Origin of the sequence: Qipengyuania sp., from assembly GCF_964227205.1 — a bacterium.
Classification (GTDB): domain Bacteria; phylum Pseudomonadota; class Alphaproteobacteria; order Sphingomonadales; family Sphingomonadaceae; genus Qipengyuania.
In genome coordinates this window covers 717836-736329 of sequence record NZ_CAXQVB010000002.1, presented here as the reverse complement: position 1 = coordinate 736329, position 18494 = coordinate 717836, and the positions used below count along the sequence as shown (strand labels likewise).

Annotated in this window: 14 protein-coding genes; 2 read left to right on the top strand and 12 right to left on the bottom strand. The window is 66.1% G+C overall.

Features of this window, described 5'->3' with window-relative positions:
• Positions 1–51 precede the first annotated feature (51 nt).
• The gene (locus ACEQZ0_RS05580) at positions 52–1929 is read right to left on the bottom strand and encodes a DEAD/DEAH box helicase (RefSeq protein ID WP_370189191.1); all 1878 of its coding nucleotides are present in this window, start codon (positions 1927–1929) and stop codon (positions 52–54) included.
• 206 nt (positions 1930–2135) lie between these two features.
• Between ACEQZ0_RS05580 and ACEQZ0_RS05575 the strand changes: the two genes are divergently transcribed.
• Positions 2136–5708, top strand: coding sequence for a class I SAM-dependent DNA methyltransferase (locus ACEQZ0_RS05575; protein ID WP_370189941.1), 3573 nt, complete (start codon positions 2136–2138; stop codon positions 5706–5708).
• Between the two features lie 292 nt (positions 5709–6000).
• On the opposite strand, the gene ACEQZ0_RS05570 is transcribed toward ACEQZ0_RS05575, so the two are convergent.
• The 8 genes from ACEQZ0_RS05570 to hisG all read right to left on the bottom strand — a co-directional run bounded on the left by ACEQZ0_RS05570 (position 6001) and on the right by hisG (position 14736).
• A complete protein-coding gene (locus ACEQZ0_RS05570) occupies positions 6001–6924 on the bottom strand; it encodes an acyl-CoA thioesterase (RefSeq protein ID WP_370189189.1) in 924 nt (307 codons plus the stop codon).
• 20 nt (positions 6925–6944) lie between these two features.
• Positions 6945–7985 (bottom strand): hypothetical protein, encoded by a 1041-nt coding sequence (locus ACEQZ0_RS05565; protein ID WP_370189188.1) that lies wholly within the window; start codon positions 7983–7985, stop codon positions 6945–6947.
• Positions 7982–9007, bottom strand: coding sequence for a GNAT family N-acetyltransferase (locus ACEQZ0_RS05560; RefSeq protein ID WP_370189186.1), 1026 nt, complete (start codon positions 9005–9007; stop codon positions 7982–7984). The genes ACEQZ0_RS05565 and ACEQZ0_RS05560 overlap by 4 nt, the downstream gene beginning before the upstream one ends.
• Before the next feature lie 162 nt (positions 9008–9169).
• On the bottom strand, positions 9170–11326 hold the full coding sequence (locus ACEQZ0_RS05555) for a sodium-translocating pyrophosphatase (protein ID WP_370189184.1): 2157 nt from the start codon (positions 11324–11326) through the stop codon (positions 9170–9172).
• A gap of 155 nt (positions 11327–11481) precedes the next feature.
• Positions 11482–12309 carry a thiamine-phosphate kinase gene (thiL, locus tag ACEQZ0_RS05550; RefSeq protein WP_370189939.1) on the bottom strand — a complete coding sequence of 276 codons (828 nt, stop codon included), beginning with the start codon at positions 12307–12309 and terminating at the stop codon, positions 11482–11484.
• A 32-nt stretch (positions 12310–12341) separates the two neighbouring features.
• Positions 12342–12794: a transcription antitermination factor NusB gene (gene nusB / locus ACEQZ0_RS05545; RefSeq protein WP_370189182.1), complete on the bottom strand. Its 453-nt coding sequence runs from the start codon at positions 12792–12794 to the stop codon at positions 12342–12344.
• Complete coding sequence (gene hisD / locus ACEQZ0_RS05540; protein ID WP_370189180.1) at positions 12791–14080, bottom strand: histidinol dehydrogenase; 1290 nt, start codon at positions 14078–14080, stop codon at positions 12791–12793. Before hisD ends, nusB begins: the two co-directional genes overlap by 4 nt.
• Positions 14080–14736 carry an ATP phosphoribosyltransferase gene (gene hisG / locus ACEQZ0_RS05535; protein ID WP_370189178.1) on the bottom strand — a complete coding sequence of 219 codons (657 nt, stop codon included), beginning with the start codon at positions 14734–14736 and terminating at the stop codon, positions 14080–14082. The genes hisD and hisG overlap by 1 nt, the downstream gene beginning before the upstream one ends.
• A gap of 36 nt (positions 14737–14772) precedes the next feature.
• Between hisG and ACEQZ0_RS05530 the strand changes: the two genes are divergently transcribed.
• Positions 14773–15864, top strand: coding sequence for a DUF2332 domain-containing protein (locus tag ACEQZ0_RS05530; protein WP_370189176.1), 1092 nt, complete (start codon positions 14773–14775; stop codon positions 15862–15864).
• On the opposite strand, the gene ACEQZ0_RS05525 is transcribed toward ACEQZ0_RS05530, so the two are convergent.
• The 3 genes from ACEQZ0_RS05525 to ACEQZ0_RS05515 are packed head-to-tail and all read right to left on the bottom strand — an operon-like array spanning position 15865 to position 18486.
• Positions 15865–16767, bottom strand: a complete 903-nt coding sequence (locus tag ACEQZ0_RS05525) for an alpha/beta fold hydrolase (protein WP_370189174.1) — start codon at positions 16765–16767, stop codon at positions 15865–15867. It abuts the gene before it with no gap.
• A 2-nt stretch (positions 16768–16769) separates the two neighbouring features.
• A complete protein-coding gene (locus ACEQZ0_RS05520; RefSeq protein WP_370189172.1) occupies positions 16770–17585 on the bottom strand; it encodes an SDR family NAD(P)-dependent oxidoreductase in 816 nt (271 codons plus the stop codon).
• A 10-nt stretch (positions 17586–17595) separates the two neighbouring features.
• The gene (locus tag ACEQZ0_RS05515) at positions 17596–18486 is read right to left on the bottom strand and encodes a pirin family protein (RefSeq protein ID WP_370189170.1); all 891 of its coding nucleotides are present in this window, start codon (positions 18484–18486) and stop codon (positions 17596–17598) included.
• Positions 18487–18494: the final 8 nt, after the last annotated feature.

Below are 18494 nucleotides of genomic sequence, written 5' to 3'. Positions count from 1 at the left end.
TCGCTTGGGTGTGGGGGCCTGACCGAAACTACCCTGGCGAGGGGCCGCCTCTCACCCCTTGCCGGGCTTGCCCTTGAACGGCCCGCGCGGCTTGCCCGGGCCCTTGGTGCCCTTGCCGCCACCGGGCTTGCCCTTGAAGCCGCCGCCGGGCTTGCCCCTGAACCCGCCGTCGCCGCGCTTGTCCTTGAAATCGCCGCGCGGCTTGCCGGGACCTTTGGGACCACCGGGGCCCCTCGGACCACGCGGGCCCTTGCCCAGCGGGCGCGGTTCGACGCGGTCGCCGGCGTGGCGCCGGCGGTTCTCGCGCGCCTCGATGCGCGGGCCTTCGGGCGCTTCCTCGATCAGGATCGCGTCCTGCTCGTCCTCGCCGCCCGCAGTGCGCGCGACGCATTCGGCGAATTTGCCCGCCTGCGCCTGCGGGATCTGGAACCAGCTTTCGTGCAGGCCGATGCGGATTGCGCCGATCTCGTTGCGCGTCACATGGCCGCGGCGGCAGATCAGCGGCAGCAGCCAGCGCGGCTCGGCATTGTGGCGGCGCCCCACGCTCATCCGGAACCAGACGACCTCCTCGAAGCCGGGGCGGTGGCGCTCGGCCTTGGCCTGCTCGCGCGCCTCGGGGGTGTTGGCGATCAGTTCCTCGGGTTCGGGCATCTCGGCGCGCAGCGTCTGCACCAGCGCGGTGGCGATGTCCTCGGGCGTCATCCGCGCCATCAGCTCGGCGCCCAGTTCGCGCTCGTATTCGTCGAATTCGCGCGGTGCGGTGAGCCGTTCGATCAGCCGCGTGCGGTCCTTGGCGCGGATCGCCTCGGGCGTCGGCGCATCGATCCACTGCGCTTCGATCCGCGCGCCGCGCAGCATGCCCTCGACCCGGCGACGGCGGTTGTAGGGGACGACCAGCGCGGCGGTGCCCTTCTTGCCCGCGCGCCCGGTGCGGCCCGAACGGTGCTGCAGCGTTTCGGCATCGCGCGGAATCTCGACATGGATGACGAGGCTCAGCGTCGGCAGGTCGATCCCGCGCGCGGCGACATCGGTGGCGACGCATACGCGCGCGCGCCGGTCGCGCAGCGCCTGCAGCGCGGTGTTGCGCTCGCTCTGCGAATGCTCGCCCGACAGCGCGACCACGCCGAAGCCGCGGTTCTGCAAGGTGGTGTGCAGCCGCCGCACGCTCTCGCGCGTGGCGCAGAAGCAGATCGCGGTCTCGGCCTCGTGGAAGCGCAGCAGATTGACCACCGCATTCTCGATTTCCGAGGGGCTGACGGTCACCGCCTGGTAGGAAATGTCGCCATGGCCGCGCGTCTCGCCGACGAGGCTGAGGCGCAGCGCATCGCGCTGGTAGCGTTCGGCCAGCCGCTCGATCGGGCGCGGCATGGTGGCCGAGAACAGCAGCGTGCGGCGCGTCTCGGGGGTTGCGTCGAGGATTTCCTCAAGATCCTCGCGAAAGCCCATGTCGAGCATTTCGTCGGCCTCGTCGAGCACCACCGCGGCAAGGTCCGAGAGGTCGAGCGCGCCGCGTTCGAGATGGTCGCGCAGGCGGCCGGGCGTGCCGACGACGATCGCCGGGCCGCCGCGCAGGTTGCGGCGTTCCTTGCTCGCATCCATCCCGCCGACGCAGGTGGCGATGCGGATATGCGCGCCGGCATAGAGCCAGCCGAGCTCGCGGCTGACCTGCAGCGCGAGTTCGCGCGTGGGGGCGATGACCAGCGCGAGCGGGCGCTCGACCAGCGGCGCGGCGCCGAGTTCGGCGAGCAGCTGGTCGGCCAGCGCCAGCCCGAAGGCGACGGTCTTGCCGCTGCCGGTCTGCGCCGAGACGATCAGGTCGCGGCCCTGCGCATCGGGCGCGGTGACCGCCTGCTGGACGGGGGTGAGCGCATCGTATTCGCGTGCGGCCAATGCTTCGCCGAGGATCGGCGGGAGGGTATCGAAAGCCATGGAATCTCGTATCTTGTCCGGCGCGGCGATGCGGGGGGCACGGCTCGGGGCGCACGGGGGTGCGGTGCCTATAGCGACAAATGCGCGGTTTGGCTTGTGCTTTTTTGCGGGTGCGAGATGGGAGCTATAGGGTCTTGTAATTCCAAGAATGCGCACGCATCACGCGGTCGATGGGGGATGTCGATCAAACCGCGCTTTAGAAGCTTATTGCCGATTTCGCCGCTTCCGGCGGATCGGAAATGGCGAATGCGCAGATCTTCCTCGAGCGCCTAACGCGCGCCCTCGATGTCGACCAGCCTTCTCCGGCCCGAGAAGACACGCGGCACAATGATTACGTTTTCGAGCGGAACGTAACGTTCCGCCATGCCAACGGAACCACCAGCACGGGCCGGATCGACTGCTACAAGCGCGACTGCTTCATCTGGGAAGCGAAGCAATCCGCCAAGCGCGAGAAGGCGCGCGAGACCGAGCAGCTGGAACTGGTGGGCGTCGAGACACCCCAGAAGCAGGGTCACGCCAAACGTGGCACCAAGAGCTGGGACCGGGTGATGATCGCCGCCAAGAAGCAGGCGGAAGATTACGCCCGCTCGCTGCCGGACGATCACGCCTACCCGCCCTTCATCCTCGTCGCAGACATCGGCAATGTGATCGAAGTCTATGCCGACTTCAGCGGGCAGGGACGCAATTACGCGCATTTTCCCGACCGCCAGAATTATCGCCTGTCGATGGAGGATCTGCTCGAAGAGGACGTGCAGAAGCGCCTGTGCGCGATCTGGACCAATCCGCACAGCCTCGATCCCGCCCGCATCAGCGCTGAAGTTACCGAGGACATTGCCGAACGCCTCGCCAAGATCGCCAAGAGCCTCGAGCGCAGATACGACCCCAAGGATATCGCCGAATTCCTCATGCGATGCCTCTTCACCATGTTCGCCGAGGACGTCGGGCTGATCGAGGAGACCGACGAGGAAAAGCGCATCGGTGTCGGACCGTTCGAGGCCATGCTCGAGCGGATGATCGATCATCCCGAGGTGTTCCCCGTCGCGCTCGAAGACCTTTGGCGCGCGATGGACGAGGGCAGATATTCGGGCGAATTCGGCCGGGTGCTCAAAAAGTTCAACGGGTCGTTGTTCAAGACACGCACGGCGCTGAAGCTCGAAGCCGACGATATTCGCGAACTCTGGCTGGCGGCGAGGAAGGACTGGCAGGACGTCGAGCCGGCCATTTTCGGCACGCTGCTCGAACGCGCGCTGGCGGCGAAGGAACGTGGCAAGCTGGGCGCGCATTTCACCCCGCGTGTCTATGTCGAGCGGCTGGTGGTGCCGACCATCATCGAGCCGCTGCGTGAAGACTGGGCCGAAGTGCAGCAACTGGCGGAAGACCTTGCACGGCAGGGCAAGCAGGATGCCGCTGTCGGGGCCGTGCGCGCCTTCCACCACCAGCTCTGCACCACTCGCGTGCTCGATCCGGCCTGCGGCACGGGCAATTTCCTCTATGTCAGTCTCGAACTGATGAAGCGGCTCGAAGGCGAAGTGCTCGACGCGTTGGAGTCGCTGGGGGATGACGAAGCGCGGCTGCTGCTCGATGGCGAAACGGTCAACCCGCGCCAGTTCTACGGCCTCGAAATCAACCCGCGCGCGGTACCGATTGCCGATCTCGTGCTGTGGATCGGCTTCCTCAAATGGCAGCTGCGCACGACCGAGGCGAAGAACCTGCCCGAACCGATCCTGCATGCCTATGGCACGATCAAGCATCAGGATGCGCTGCTCGCCTATGACAGCATGGAGATGCTGCGCGACAAGGACGGCAAGCCGCTGAGCCGCTGGGACGGCGAGACGATGAAGCTGCATCCGATCACGGGCGAGGAAATCCCCGATCCCGATGCCAAGATGGAACTCTACGAATTTGTGAACCCGCGCCGCGCCGACTGGCCGGAAGTGGAATTCATCGTCGGCAATCCGCCCTTCATCGGCGGCAAGGACATGCGCGCCGAACTGGGCGATGGCTATGCCGAGGCGGCGTGGAAGGTGCGTAAGGATGTGCCTGGCGGCGCGGATTTCGTGATGCATTTCTGGGACGAGGCGGCGACGCGCCTGCTCGCCAAGCCGCCCAAGGGCGCGAAGGGTGAGAACCCGCTGCGCCGTTTCGGCTTCATCACGACGAATTCGATCACCCAGACTTTCAGCCGCCGCGTGGTGGAGCGGCATATGAACGCCAAGCTGCCGCTCAGCCTCGTCTATGCCATTCCCGACCATCCCTGGCTCAAGGCGAGCGACAAGGCGGCGGTGCGTATTGCGATGACCGTTGCGATGCGCGGCGAGCGGCAAGGCAAGCTGGCGGAGGTGGTGCACGAGAGCGGGTTGAATACCGACACGCCCGAGGTGCGTCTGGAGGTGGCTGAAGGGAAGATTACGAGCAATTTGCGCTTAGGTGCCGATCTATCCCGCCTCGTTCCCAATATGGCGAATGAGGAAATCGCTCATATGGGGGTAAAGCTTCACGGGAAGGGCTTCGTGGTCGCGCCAGCTTTCAAATCTGCGCTGCCTGAAGAACAAAGAAGCAGGGTAAAACACTTTCTCAATGGAATGGACCTCGCTCAGCATTCGCGAGGGGTAATGGTCATTGATGTGTCAGATCTGTCCCGCGACCAACTTCGTGATCGCTATGGTCAGATTTATCAGCACCTGCTTGAGCAAGTGAAGCCGATAAGGGAATCGCAAGCGAACAAATCTCCCACCGCTGACGCAGTGGCGTATGCAAAGACTTGGTGGGTGTGGGGTAAGCCCAGAGTTGAATGGCGCGAAGCGATCGCCCCCCTTCCTAGATTTTTCGGAACCTCACGGACCGCTAAGCATCGCTTGTTTGTCGGGCTCAGCAACGATCAGGTTATCGAAAGCAAGGTCGTTGGCATCGCGCTTCCCGGCTTTGCCCATTTTGGAGTTCTTTCCTCTCGAATTCACGTCCATTTTGCCAACCAAACGGGTGGTTGGCAGGGGGTGGGTAATGACCCGGTTTATCAGCATTCGGCCACGTTCAATCTATTCCCGTTCCCCGTTCTCACCGACACGCAATCCGACAGACTCGACCAGCTCGGCGAGCGACTCGATGCCTTCCGCAAGGAGCGGCTGGCCGAGCACGCCTTCCTAACCATGACCGACATGTACAATGTCCTCGAACGCCTGCGCGAACTTGAGCAGGGCGTGGGCGAGCCGTTCAGCCAGAAGGAGCGCGATATCCATGAGGCCGGGCTGATCTCGGTGCTCAAGGATATCCATGACGATATCGACCGCGAAGTCTTCGCTGCCTATGGCTGGGAAGACCTTGGTGAGCGTCTGGTCGGTCGCCCCGGCGCCACCACACCCAGCCCGCACAAGTCCGAAGACCAGGAAGCCGCCGAAGAGGAATTGCTCGTGCGGCTGGTGGCGCTCAATCAGGAGCGCGCGGCAGAGGAAAAGCGCGGCCTCGTGCGCTGGCTACGCCCCGAATACCAGAAGCCGCGCCTCGCCCACAAGGTGAAGGGGCAGGACGATCTCGACATCGAACTGGTCGAAGCGGGCGTGGTCGAAGAACGCCCGTGGCCAAACGAAGAGCGCGAGCAGTTCGCCACCATGCGCGATGTGCTGGCCGAGGCCGAAGCGCCGCTACCCGCCGAAGCGCTTGCTGCGCTGTTCAAGGGTCGTAATACGCCCAAGCGCAAACAGCGCATCGCCCGCGTGCTCGAGATCATGGCCGATATGGGCGGCGCCCGCCGCAGCGAAGACGGCTACTTCCTGCCCCGTTGAGGCAGGGCGATTTTCCTACATCCCCCGCGCAGTGCTAGCTTCGCATCGGGCCCTCGTCGGGCTCAGATAGGCTCTTTCACACCGTCGACACCCGAACCGCTCCGCCATGGCCCTTTTGCGGCATTTTGCGCCTCGCTCCCCCGTGTCACCCTCGCGCAAAGTCCACGAATACCGTTCCATGCCAGACACTTGCCGCGGGACGCGAAAGTGACACGCTGTCACCTTTGTCCGCCTCAACTCAAGGATCAGGCGTCCTTCTTGACGCTAAGTTTTTGTCCGTCCTACCGCTGCGCTACTTGAGGACGCGTTTGCGCATCATCCCTTCCTGCGCGACGCTTGCGACCAGCTCGCCCTGGCGGTTGAAGATGCGGCCGCGGTTGAAGCCGCGTCCGCCGCCGCTCCACGGGGCGTCGGTCGCGTAGAGCAGCCATTCGTCGGCGCGCGCCGGGCGGTGGAACCAGATCGCGTGGTCGAGGCTCGCGCCGACCAGCTCGCCGCGCATCCAGCTGAGGCCATGCGGCAGCGCGCTGGTGCCGAGCAGCGTGTAGTCGCTGGCATAGGCGATCACCGCGCGGTGGAGCGCGGCATTCTCGGCGATGTCGGGCAGCGGGGCGACGGTGCGGAACCAGCTGTTGGCGCGCGGCTCGCTCGGCTCGCGGTTCATCCAGTGGAGCGGGCCGCAGCTGCGCATGTCGATCGGGCGCGGGCGCAGGAACAGCGCGCGCTGCGCCTCGCTCATCCGCTCGCCGGCGCGCTCGGCCACGCTGGCGCGTACCGCCATGTCGCTTTCCAGCTCCTCGGGCGGGGCGACTTGGGGCATGGTCACGTCGTCGTGGCTGAGGCCGTCCTCGGGGCGCTGGAAGCTGGCGGTGAGGTTGAGGATCGGGCGGGTCGAGCCGTCCTCGTCCTCCTGGCTTGCGACCACGCGGCGGTTGGCGAAGCTGCGCCCGTCGAAATCGCGCGCGGTGCGATAGGAAATGTCGAGCCCTTCCTTGCCGCCGCGTAGGAAATAGGCGTGGAGCGAATGCGCCTCCATCCCCTCGGGCGCGGTGGCCTGCGCCGCCTGGAGGCCCTGCGCGATGACCTGGCCGCCGAACACGCGGCCGATGCCGCCGGGCTGCTTGCGGCCGGTGAAGGCGTCCTCGCCGGTGCGGGTGACGGTGAGCAGCCGGACGAGGCCGGCGACGAGCTGTTCGGGGGTTTTCGGTTCGGTCACCCCCGGGCTTTGCGGGTGGTTTACGTTTGCGTCAAGCGCTCACCGCCGCGCCACTGTCGCCAGGCGTAGGCGGCGAGGCCGATGGCGATGAACAGCTCGCGGTATTCGCTGCTGTCGTAGATCGCCAGCATGTGCGGGCCGAGCAGGAACAGGTGGAGCAGCTGGCCGAGCACGACCCACAGCGCGAGCGCGCGCCACAAGCGGCGTTCGCCGCGGCTGCCGGAGGTGCGGGCGAAGGCGAGGCAGGCGAACAGGCCGATCCAGAAAGCCGCCTGGACCGGCAGCAGCGTCCAGTGGCTGTAGGTGAAGATCAGCATCGGCGCCGAAATGGCGGCGACGCTGCGGTCGGGGAAGAAGGCGGTGAACGGGCGCAGCAAGGGCCAGCGGGCGGCCTCGCTCTCGCGCACCAGCGGCAGCAGCATGAGGAAGAGCCCGGTGCCGGTGTAGAGCAACAATTCGGTGATGTCGGTGTGGAAATTATGCAGGTTGAATTCGCCCTGCCAATTGTGCGCCGCCACGGTCTCGGGAGTGGCAAACCCGATCTGGCGCTGGAACCAGCTGACTTCCTCGCCCGCCATGAGGAAGAAGAGGGCGGCGAAGCCCGCTGCGCCGACGAGGTGGAGCAGGCGGTAGGGCCGGCTCTCCGGCGCGCGCCACAGCGCAAGCACGCGCGCCGCCATGAATCCCGCGCCGGCGAACAGCAGCAGCGCGCTGAGCCATTCGATGATCCCGTCCTCCGCTCCGAGGCCGGCATAGGCTGTCGCACTGGACGCGAGCAGCAGCGTGGCCGCAACGCTGAGGGCGACGACGAGCGTGGCGCTTGCCAGCATCGCCCGGTCGAGCGGTTCGCGCTGCAGGCCGGGGCGGGCGAGGGCATAGACGAGCAGCCCCGAGAGGAGGGCGTCCAGCGTCCTGCGCAGCCAGTGCCAGCCATCGTGCAGCGGCACCTCCTCGCGCGCGAAGGGCCAACCGAAGGCAAGCTGTTCGAACACCATCGTCCCGAGCTGGAACGCGAGCAGCAAGCCGGCGGCGAGCAGGATGTGGCGGGTCGCGCGGGTCACGCCTTGCGCTCCCACCAGCGGCGCAGGAGCGTGGCGAGCAGGCCCCCGCGTACGAACAGCAGGTCGACCATCGCCGGGCCGGGCACCGCGCCCATTTCGCCCTTGTATCCGGCGTCGCCGAGGCCCCAGCTGATGCGCGCGATCCCGCGCTCGGCGGCGCGGGCGAAATCCTCGTAGAGGAGCACGCGGCCCGGGCCGAATCTGGTGAAACGCTCGTCGTAATTGTTGGCGATGTAATAGCGCGTATCGCCCGCCTCGACGCCGAAGGTGAAGGCGGCGGGTATCTCGCCGATCCACATCACGCTGCCGAACAGCATGGGGGCGAGGGCGGCGTCGGCACAGAGCGCTTCCCAATAGGCGCGCATTGCCGGATCGCGGAATTTGGTGTCGCCGCCATCCGCGAGGCCGCCGAGCCAGCTGGCCGCCTCGATCGCCGCCATCGCGTCGCGCTGTCCCACGGTCCAGTCGCTGCCGGTGAAGACTTCGGTGCGGATGGCGCCGCCCTCGTCTTCGAGCCGCCGCTTGCGCCAGCGGTTCTTGCGCTGGGTCTTGGCCGAGGGCCAGTCGCCCGAGGCGTCCAGTGCGGCGAGGTCGAGCTCGTAGACCGTGCCGAGCTGGCGGGTCAACACCTGCCAGCCGGCCCGCTGCGCGGCCGAGACGAGCGTGTCGAGCGCGGGATCGCCCGCTTCCGCCGGGCCGAGCCGCCAGGCCCATCCGAGGTCCTTGCCCATGCCCGGCAGTGCTGTGGCAAGTTCCTCGGTCGTCGCATCAAGCGGAACGCCGCGAAACGGCCAGTAGCAGCCCGCTATTTCGGCGAGGCGCAGCGGTCCCTTCCGCCGTTCGACCAGGGCGAAACCGGCGAGCGGCTTGCCGGCATCGCCATACGCGACGACACGCCGGTCGGCCCCCGTGAACCACTGCCCGCGCAGGAAGCCGCGGCGCGCGTCGCCGCGTTCGGCCAGCGTATCGAATGCCGTATCGCTTCCAGGCCGGTCGAACTGCTCCATGCCTTCGCTTAGCACGCCTTGCTCCCCCTTGCGGACGGGACGAAACCTGCCGTCCCCGATCACGTCGCGCCGCGCATGCTAGCCTATCGGGCCTGCGAAGTGTTTAACATCCCGCAAAGCATAAGGGCGGCGGCACTCGCAGGTGCTGCCGCCCCGTTGGCTCGGGTGATGAACCGATCAGCCCGCAGCGAGCGCTGCCAACAGCAGCAGCGCGACGATGTTGGTGATCTTGATCATCGGGTTCACCGCCGGACCGGCAGTGTCCTTGTAGGGATCGCCCACCGTATCGCCGGTGACGGCAGCCTTGTGCGCTTCCGAACCCTTGCCGCCGTGATTGCCGTCTTCGATGTATTTTTTCGCATTGTCCCATGCGCCGCCACCGGCGGTCATGGACAGGGCAACGAAGATACCGCCGATGATCACGCCGAGGAGCAGCGCTCCGACAGCGGCAAAGGCGTTCTCCTGCCCCGCGAGCAGGTCGATCGCGAAATAGACCACGATCGGTGCGAGGACCGGAAGCATCGAGGGCACGATCATTTCCTTGATCGCCGCCTTGGTCACCAGGTCGACCGTCTTGGCGTAGTTCGGCTTGGACGTACCTGCCATGATGCCCGCATCCGCAGCGAACTGCTCACGCACGTCGACCACCACGTCGCCGGCAGCACGACCCACGGCGGTCATACCCATCGCACCGAAGAGGTACGGGAGCAGTGCGCCGAGCAGCAGGCCGACGATGACATAGGGGTTCTCGAGGCTGAAATCGACGTCCGCATCGGGGAAGAACTCCGCGAGGTCGGTCGTGTAGGCAGCGAAGAGAACCAGCGCGCCGAGGCCCGCCGAACCGATGGCATAGCCCTTGGTCACGGCCTTGGTGGTGTTGCCCACCGCATCGAGCAGGTCGGTCTTCTCGCGAACGCTGTCGTCGAGCCCGGCCATTTCGGCGATGCCGCCGGCATTGTCGGTCACCGGACCATAGGCGTCGAGCGCCACGACCATGCCTGCCAGGGCCAGCATTGCGGTCGCCGCATAGGCGATGCCCATGAGGCCGGCGAGTTGGTAGGTCGCGATGATGCCGGCCACGATGACGATGGTCGGCAGTGCGGTCGATTCAAGGCTGATGGCGAGACCCTGAATTACGTTGGTGCCATGGCCCGTTTCCGAGCTCTTGGCGATCGAGCGGACCGGACGATAGTTCGTGCCGGTGTAGTACTCGGTAATCCAGATGATGAGGCCGGTTATGGCGAGGCCGATCAGCGCGCACCAGAAGAGCGCCCAGCCGGTAAAGGCGACGACCTGTTCCGACGTGCCTTCTTCGGACAGCGGCGCGCCTGGATCGACGCCGGCGGTCGAGCCGCCGATCTCGGTGCCCATGCCGCCCAGCGCGTAGTTCATTACGAGCCAGATCAGCGGGATCGCCAGAACAGCAGAGACAAGGAAGCCCTTGTACATCGCGCCCATCACATTCGTGCCGCCCTTGCCGAGCCTCACGAAATAGGTGCCGATGATGCTGGTCACGATGCACGCGCCGCCGATTAGCAGCGGAAGCGCCATCATCGGCATCAGCATGTCGCCCAGCGCCTCGCCGAACAGCAGCGCGGTCAGCACCATGGTGGCGCCGACGGTGACGACATAGGTTTCGAACAGGTCGGCGGCCATGCCGGCGCAGTCGCCCACGTTGTCGCCGACATTGTCGGCGATGACGGCCGGGTTGCGCGGATCGTCTTCGGGAATGCCCGCCTCGACCTTGCCAACAAGGTCGGCACCGACGTCGGCGGCCTTGGTGAAGATCCCGCCGCCCAGACGGGCGAAGATCGAGATCAGCGAGGCACCGAAGGCCAGGCCAACCAGGCCGTCGATCACTTCACGGCTATTGGCGGCATGCCCGGCCGGGCCGGTCAGGTACCAGAAGAACACCGCGATCGCGAGCAGCGCGAGACCCGCCACGAGCATGCCGGTGATGGCGCCCGCGCGAAAGGCAAGGGTCAGGCCCTGCTGCAGACCGCTCTGCGCGGCAGCGGCCGTGCGCACGTTCGAACGCACCGAGATATTCATCCCGATGAAGCCCGCGACGCCGGACAGGATCGCGCCGATCACGAAGCCGATGACCGGAATGACGCCCAGAAACACCCCGACGAGCACGGCAACAACCACGCCGACCATGGCGATGGTGGTGTATTGGCGCTTGAGATAGGCCTGCGCGCCTTCCTGGATGGCGCTGGCGATTTCCTGCATCTTTTCGTTGCCGGCGCCGGAGCCCAGCACCTGGCGGCTGGTGACGAAGCCGTAGACGACGGCAAGCAGTCCCAGCACGATTGCTATGAGAACAAGGTCCACTGAAAAATTCCCCTCCCGATTGATTTTATATGTCTATGCGGCCCGGCGCGGGAAACGCCGGAGCATGTGGAGCGTGGGTATAAGGGGCCTATGTTGCGTGACAAGGCCGAATTGCGCAGCAATCGGCGCTTATCGACGGCCTCGCGCGCAAGCGCTCAGTGCTGGTAGCCGAGGCCTTCTTCGGGCGTGAGAATTTGCCCGTCGAGCAGGAGCGCGGGAATTCCCGCCGCGTCGACCTGCCCGATGCGGGAGGCGGCGACGGGCAGCTGTGCGTCAGGGGCTGCGGTGAACAGCAATTGGTAGTCGTCGCCCCACCGCATGCAGTCGCTAGCCCGGGCCGGGTCGGCAACGGGAATGCGCGTGCTCTCCAACCGGAAAGTGCACTGGCTCGCCTTTGCGAGGCGCCAGCAATCGAGCAGCAAGCCGTCGGAGACATCCATCATTGCGCTGACAACGGGCGCCAGCATCCGGCCTTCGGCGAGCAGCGGCTGCGGACGACGATAGGCGAGGTCGTCTGCGCTACCTGAGCCGCGGTCCTCGAAGCCCAACATCGCACGACCCAGCACACCGGTGACATAGACCCCGTCTCCCGCCTGCGCCCTTCGCCTGTCCGGCACCGGCGTGTGCGAAGCGCGTCCGATGGCGGTGCAGCCCCAGGCACGACGACCCTCGGCGCGAACGGTGTCCCCGCCGAGCAGCGCGACGTCATAGGCTTCGAGTATCTCGCGCAGGCCCCTCACGAACCGTTCGTCGCCTTCGCCGAGCATGTGCGAGACGAGCACGCCGAGCGGCTTCGCGCCCTTGGCGGCGAGATCGGAGAGGTTAACCGCGATCAGCTTCCAGGCGACGTCGGCCAGGTCCTCGTCCTCGCGGACATGGACCCCCTGGACCATGGTGTCATGTGTCAGGACGAGGCTCTCCCCGCCGAATTCAAGCACCGCCGCGTCGTCATCGAGCCCGCGTGCGGCGGGATCACCGGCCAGCGCGCGGAGCGCGGCGACGAAGGCGGCTTCGTTCAGCGCCCGGCTTCCCTGGCGACCGCGTCGAGGATGCCGTTGACGAATTTCGCCTCGCGATCGTCGAAGAAGGCCTTGGCGACATCGACATATTCGCTGATTGCGCTGGCTTTCGGCACGTCGGGCCGCGCGATCAGCTCGTAGGCGCCCGCGCGCAGTATCTGGAGCATGGTCTTGTCGAGCCGCGCCAGCGTCCAGCCTTCGGCGAGGCGCGCGGTCAGCTTCTCGTCGATCTCGGCGCGCCGGGCCTCGACCCCGCTGACGATGTCGTCGAAGAAATCGACGTCGGCTTCGGCATATTCCTCGTCCTCGATAACGCGGCCGAGGCGATGCTGGTGAAACTCGTCGAGCAGCTTGGCCAGCTTGGTGCCTTCCATCTGCTGCTGGTAAAGCGCCTGCACGGCACCGAGGCGGGCGGCGCTGCGCGCCTGGGACTTGGAATTCTGGCTCATTTCAGTCTCGTCGAAATCGATAAGGCATGCGCGGGAAGGCCTTCTGCCTCGGCCAGCTTCACCGCGGCCGGACCGATCGCCGCGAGCGCGGCCTCGGAGGCATCGATGAAGCTCGTGCGCTTCATGAAGTCGAGCACCGACAGCCCGCTGGCAAAGCGTGCGCGGCGTCCGGTGGGACGGACGTGGTTGGGCCCGGCGATATAGTCGCCCACGGCCTCGGGCGTGTGGCGACCGAGGAACACGCTGCCGGCATGACGAAGTCGCCCGAACAGCGCCTGCGGATCATCGATCATCAGCTCGACATGTTCGGCCGCGAGGCGATCGGACAGGGCGGGAGCTTCGTCGAGGCTGTCGACCACGACGATCAGGCCGTGCGCCTCCCAGCTGGCCTTGGCCGTCTTGGCCGTGGGCAGTTTCATCAGCGCGAGGTCGACCGCATCCTCGACCTGCCGGGCGAGGCTTTCGCTGTCGGTGATGAGGATCGACTGGCTGGTCGGGTCGTGTTCGGCCTGGCTCAGCAGGTCGGCCGCAATCCAGTCGGGATTGTTGTTTTCGTCGGCGATGACGAGGATCTCGCTCGGCCCCGCGACCATGTCGATGCCGACCACGCCATAGAGCTGGCGCTTCGCCTCGGCGACCCAGGCATTGCCGGGGCCCGCGATCACATCGACCTTGTCGATCCGCTTGGTGCCATAGGCGAGCGCGGCCACCGCCTGCGCGCCGCCGACACGCCAGATTTCGTCGACTCCGGCGATATGCGCCGCCGCGAGGACAAGCGGATTGATCTCGCCCCTCGGCGTCGGCGTGGTCACGACGAGCCGTTCGACCCCTGCCACCTTGGCGGGAACGGCATTCATCAGCAGCGAGGAAGGATAGGCCGCGCGCCCCCCGGGGACATAGAGCCCCGCCGCCTCGACCGCGCTCCACCGCGCACCGAGCCGCATGCCGATATCGTCGGTATAATCGCGGTCCGCCGGCATTTGGCCTTCGTGATAGGCGCGGATACGGGCCGCCGCGAGGTCGAGCGCGTCGCGCAGGTCGGCATCGAGCGCGTCATAGGCGGCGCGGCAGTCTTCCGCGGTAATCTGCCAGTCGCTGTCCGCACCGAGGCCGTGTGCGTCGAACCGCGCGGTATAGTCTATCAGCGCCTCGTCACCCCGCTCGCGCACCTCGTTGATGATCGAGGCGACATCGCGCGCGACCTGCGTGTCGGCTTCGCGCCGGTTGCGGACGACGCGCGCAAAGGCCTTTTCGAAGCCTTCGTCGGAAGATCGGAGGAACTGCATCAGGCGACCTCGCGCTGCGCAGCATCGGCGCGGAAGGCCTCGACCAGCGCGGCAATGCGCGGATCGGTCTTGAGCGCGGCGCGGTTGACGATAAGGCGCGCCGAGATGTCGAGGATGCGGCTGGTCTCGACCAGCCCGTTCTCGCGCAGCGTGGTGCCCGTCGAAACGAGATCGACGATGCGCCCTGCCAGGCCCAGTGCGGGAGCGATTTCCATCGCCCCGTTGAGCTTGACGCACTCGGCCTGGATGCCCTGCCGCTCGAAATGGCGCCGGGTGAGATTGGGATATTTGGTCGCGACGCGCAGGTGGCTGGCCCCGTCTACGCTGGCTGCGCCATCCTTCGGTTCGGCCACCGAAAGGTGACAATGGCCGATGTCGAGATCGACCGGTGCGTAGAGGTCGGCATAGTCGAATTCCTCGATCACGTCGGAGCCGACGATCCCGAGTTGTGCCGCCCCATGCGCGACGAAAGTCGCGACGTCGAAGGCGCGCACGCGGATGAGGCGCATGTCGTCGCGCGTTGTCGCAAAAGTGAGCGAGCGGTTGCCCTTGTCGTGAAACGCATCCTCGGGCACGACGCCCGCGCGCGCCATCACCGGCAGCGCTTCGTCGAGGATACGCCCCTTGGGAACGGCAAAGGTCAGGCATTCGTTCATGGGATGCGCAGATAGGCAGCAGGTTTGGAAAGGGCAATGCCGATCGACCAGGCGGAATATGTCGTGATCGAACCTGGGGCTACCGGACCCGACGCAGTCGCGCGCGCCTTCGAGAACCAGGTCGCCTATTGTCGCGACAATGGCGCGCCGATCACCGCACAGGTCTGCCACGCCTTGCGCGAGCTGCTCGATACCGACCGTGGTGGTGCGGTCATGCGCAGGGTTCGCCGCTGGGCCGGGCCGGCGCTGGCCGATGCTTTGCCGCTGCGCGTTGCGGGCGGGTTGCACGCGCTGCATCTGCGTGGGGACGAGCCGAACCTGGCACCGATCTACGAAGGGTTGTCGCCGAACAATGCCACCGAGCTCATCGCCGACGCGATCGAACGGCATGAACCCTTCCTGTTGCCATGGCTCGACGGCCCGCCGCAGACCAACGAGGCGGGGCGTTCGGCGGCCTTCGCCGCGGCATTCCTGTGGCTCGTCGATCACGGTTTGCCCGGCCATTTCGACTTGCTTGAAATCGGCTCGAGCGCAGGCGTCAATTTGATGATGCGGCGTTTCCGCTATGATCTGGGTGGGCTCAGGATTGGCCCGAAAAATGCGCGCATGCAACTGAAGCCCGAATGGCGCGGGGAGCCTCCGCCGGCGAAAGGGTATGATATTGTCGGGGCCGAGGGGTGCGACGTTGCCCCGGTGGACCTTACCGACGAAGGGCAGGCCCTCCGTCTGAAGGGTTATATCTGGCCCGAGTTCACCGAGCGTTTCGCCCGCCTCGATGCCGCTATCGAGGCAGCGAAGGTCTTCCCGCCCGAAATCGAGCGCAAGCGCGCTGTCGATTTCCTGCGCGAGCGGCTTGGCAGGCCGCAGCAGGAGGGTACGACGCGCGTCCTGATGCATTCGGTAGTCTGGCAATATATCCCGCGTGAGGAACGCGACCAGATCGTCGAGCTGATGGAAGAGGCAGGGCACAAGGCGCGCGATGAGACGCCGCTCGCCTGGGTCAGCCTCGAGGCCAATCGCGACACGCACCGCCACGAATTGACGGTGAGCTACTGGCCGCATGGTGACATCCGCCGCAAGCTCGCCACCGCGCATCCGCACGGCAGCTGGATCGACTGGAAGGGCTGATCAGCCGGTCCGGCTGAGAAACGCGTCCGCAGCTTCGTTGAAGGCGTCCGGCGCCTCCCATTGCACGAAATGGCCCGAGCCGGGCACCTGCACGACCTCAAGGTTTTCGACCACCTCCTCCAGCCCGTCGAGATTGGCTGGCGGCAATGCGATGTCGTCCATCGCCCAGATCACCAAGGTGGGGATTGTCAGCCCTGGCAGCGGTAAGGGCTGGTAGTCTTCCGGCAATTCGTAAGGGGCGTCGAGCGGGAGCACCTCCATCGGGCTGGCGCGGTAATAGTTGAGCATGCCGATGGCGGCATCGGGATCGGACCAGTCCTTCAGCAGTGCAGCCTGTTCTTCGGGTTCCACATCGAAGCTGGGCTCGCCGCCGAAGGCCTTTATGAGCACCGGCAACAGTCCGTGCTCACGGATAATCGGGTCGTTGTCGGTATTGCGGAACTCGCGGAAATACTGGCTCGCCTCGCGCTGTGCCCGGTTGGTGTAAAGCAGTTTCGGAAACAGTACCGGATGCGGCGCATTGGCGATGATCGCGCGTGCCACGCGACCGTTCATCATGCCCCCATACGCCACGCCCCAGGCGATAGCGCCGCCCCAGTCGTGGCCGACGATGGTGAATTTATCGACGCCCAGCGCATCGGCCAGGAGGAAGACGTCGCCGACCATCTTGTCGGGCGTATATTCGCTCACCTCCTGCGGCTTGGACGATCCGCGATAGCCGCGCTGGTCGGGCGCGATGCAGCGATAACGATCGGCGAAGTACGGAATCTGGTGGCGCCAGGTGCGATGGCTGTCGGGAAAGCCATGCAGGAAGATCAGCACCGGCGCCTCGCGCGGCCCCTCGTCGACCACGTCGAGGTGAATGCCGTTGGCAAGCTCGACCCGCTTCTGCTCGAGCGCCATGCTCAGGCTTCCGCCTTCATCTTTTCCATGTAACCCGCTGCGACCATGCCCGCGACCTGGTCGAGCAACTGGTCGGGCGTCCGCCGCATTTCGCCCATCGCCTCCTCCATGCCTTCGGCGACGATGATCTCGCGCTGTCCAGCCGCGACCGCATCGATGATGCGCCGCGCGGCCTCGGCGGGGGCTATGCCGTTGTCGATCACTGTGTCGCTGCGTCCGCGCTTGCTGCCGTCGGCGGTCAGCGCATTGCGGCTGACGTCGGTGGCGACCGATCCGGGGCATACGACATGGACCGACACACCTTGCTGTGAAAGCTCGGCGCGCAGTGCATCGGCATAGCCGATCAGCCCGAACTTGGCCGCGCAATAGGCGGTGCGCATGGGCACGCCGACCTTGCCTGCGATCGAACTGACGAACAGCAGGTGCCCGCTTCCGCGTTCTACCAGATGCGGCAGCAGCGCCTGCGTCGCGGCGATCTGCGCGGTCAGGTCGATATCGATGATCTCGCGATAGACGCTCATTTCGGTTTCGAGCGCGGCGCTGCGCTGCGACACGCCGGCATTGGCGACGAAGATATCGACGCAACCCTGCCAGGTGATCGCCTTTTCGGTCGCGAGCTGCATGGCCTCTTCGTCGCGCACGTCGAAAGGCAGGACCAGCGTGTCACCAGCGAGGTCGTCCGCCACCGTCGCGAGGCGTTGCTCGTCGCGGCCCGACAGGATGATGCGCGCGCCGCGGCCTGCCCATTCGCGTGCCAGTGCCGCGCCGATCCCGCTCGATGCGCCGGTAATCCAGGCGGTCTTGCCTTCGAAACTCATAAATCTCCCCTCACGGATAGGTAACGGTCTTGGGCGTGCCCTCGGGCAGGGGGATGAATTCATCCTCGTCGCCCGGCACCTTGGGAAACCGCCCCGCACGCCAGTCTTCGCGCGCCTGCTCGATCCGCTCGCGACGCGAGCTGACGAAATTCCACCAGGCATGGCGGCGCGTCTCGAAGGCTTCGCCGCCTAGCAGCAGGACCCGCGCGCCCGTTTTGGTTTCGAGCGTCATGTCGCGGCCCGGCTGGAGCACGGCGAGTTCGTAGCGCTTCAGCGAATGCCCGTCGATCGTGGCCTCACCCTCGACCAGCATGACCGCGCGCTCGTCGGCCTCGTCCTCGATCGGGATCGCCCCGCCGGGAGCGAGGTGGATTTCGGCATAGATGGTGTCGGCATAGGTGGTGGTGGTGGCGCGCTCGCCCCACAGCTCGCCCATGATGACGATCGCCCTGGCGCGCCCGTCCTCGATTATCGGAAGATCGCTGACCGCTTCGAAGGCCGGATCGATTTCTTCGCGCCCGTCGGGCAGCGCCAGCCAGGTCTGCATGCCGAAGAGCTTCGGGCCGGTTATGCGTTCGCTTTCCGGCGAACGTTCCGAATGGACGATGCCGCGCCCTGCAGTCATCAGGTTCACTTGTCCCGGCCGGATGGTCGAGAAGCTGCCGAGGCTGTCGCGGTGGTCGATCGCGCCCTCGAACAGCCAGGTCACCGTGGCGAGATTGATGTGCGGATGCGGGCGCACGTCCATACCGGCGCCGAGATCGATCTGGGCGGGCCCGAACTGGTCGACGAAAATGAATGGCCCGACCATGCTGCGGGGCCGCGAAGGCAGGACGCGTCGAACTTCGAACTGGCCGAGATCGTGCGTGGTCGGGGTGAGGACCTGTTCGATCTGGCTCATGATCGCGC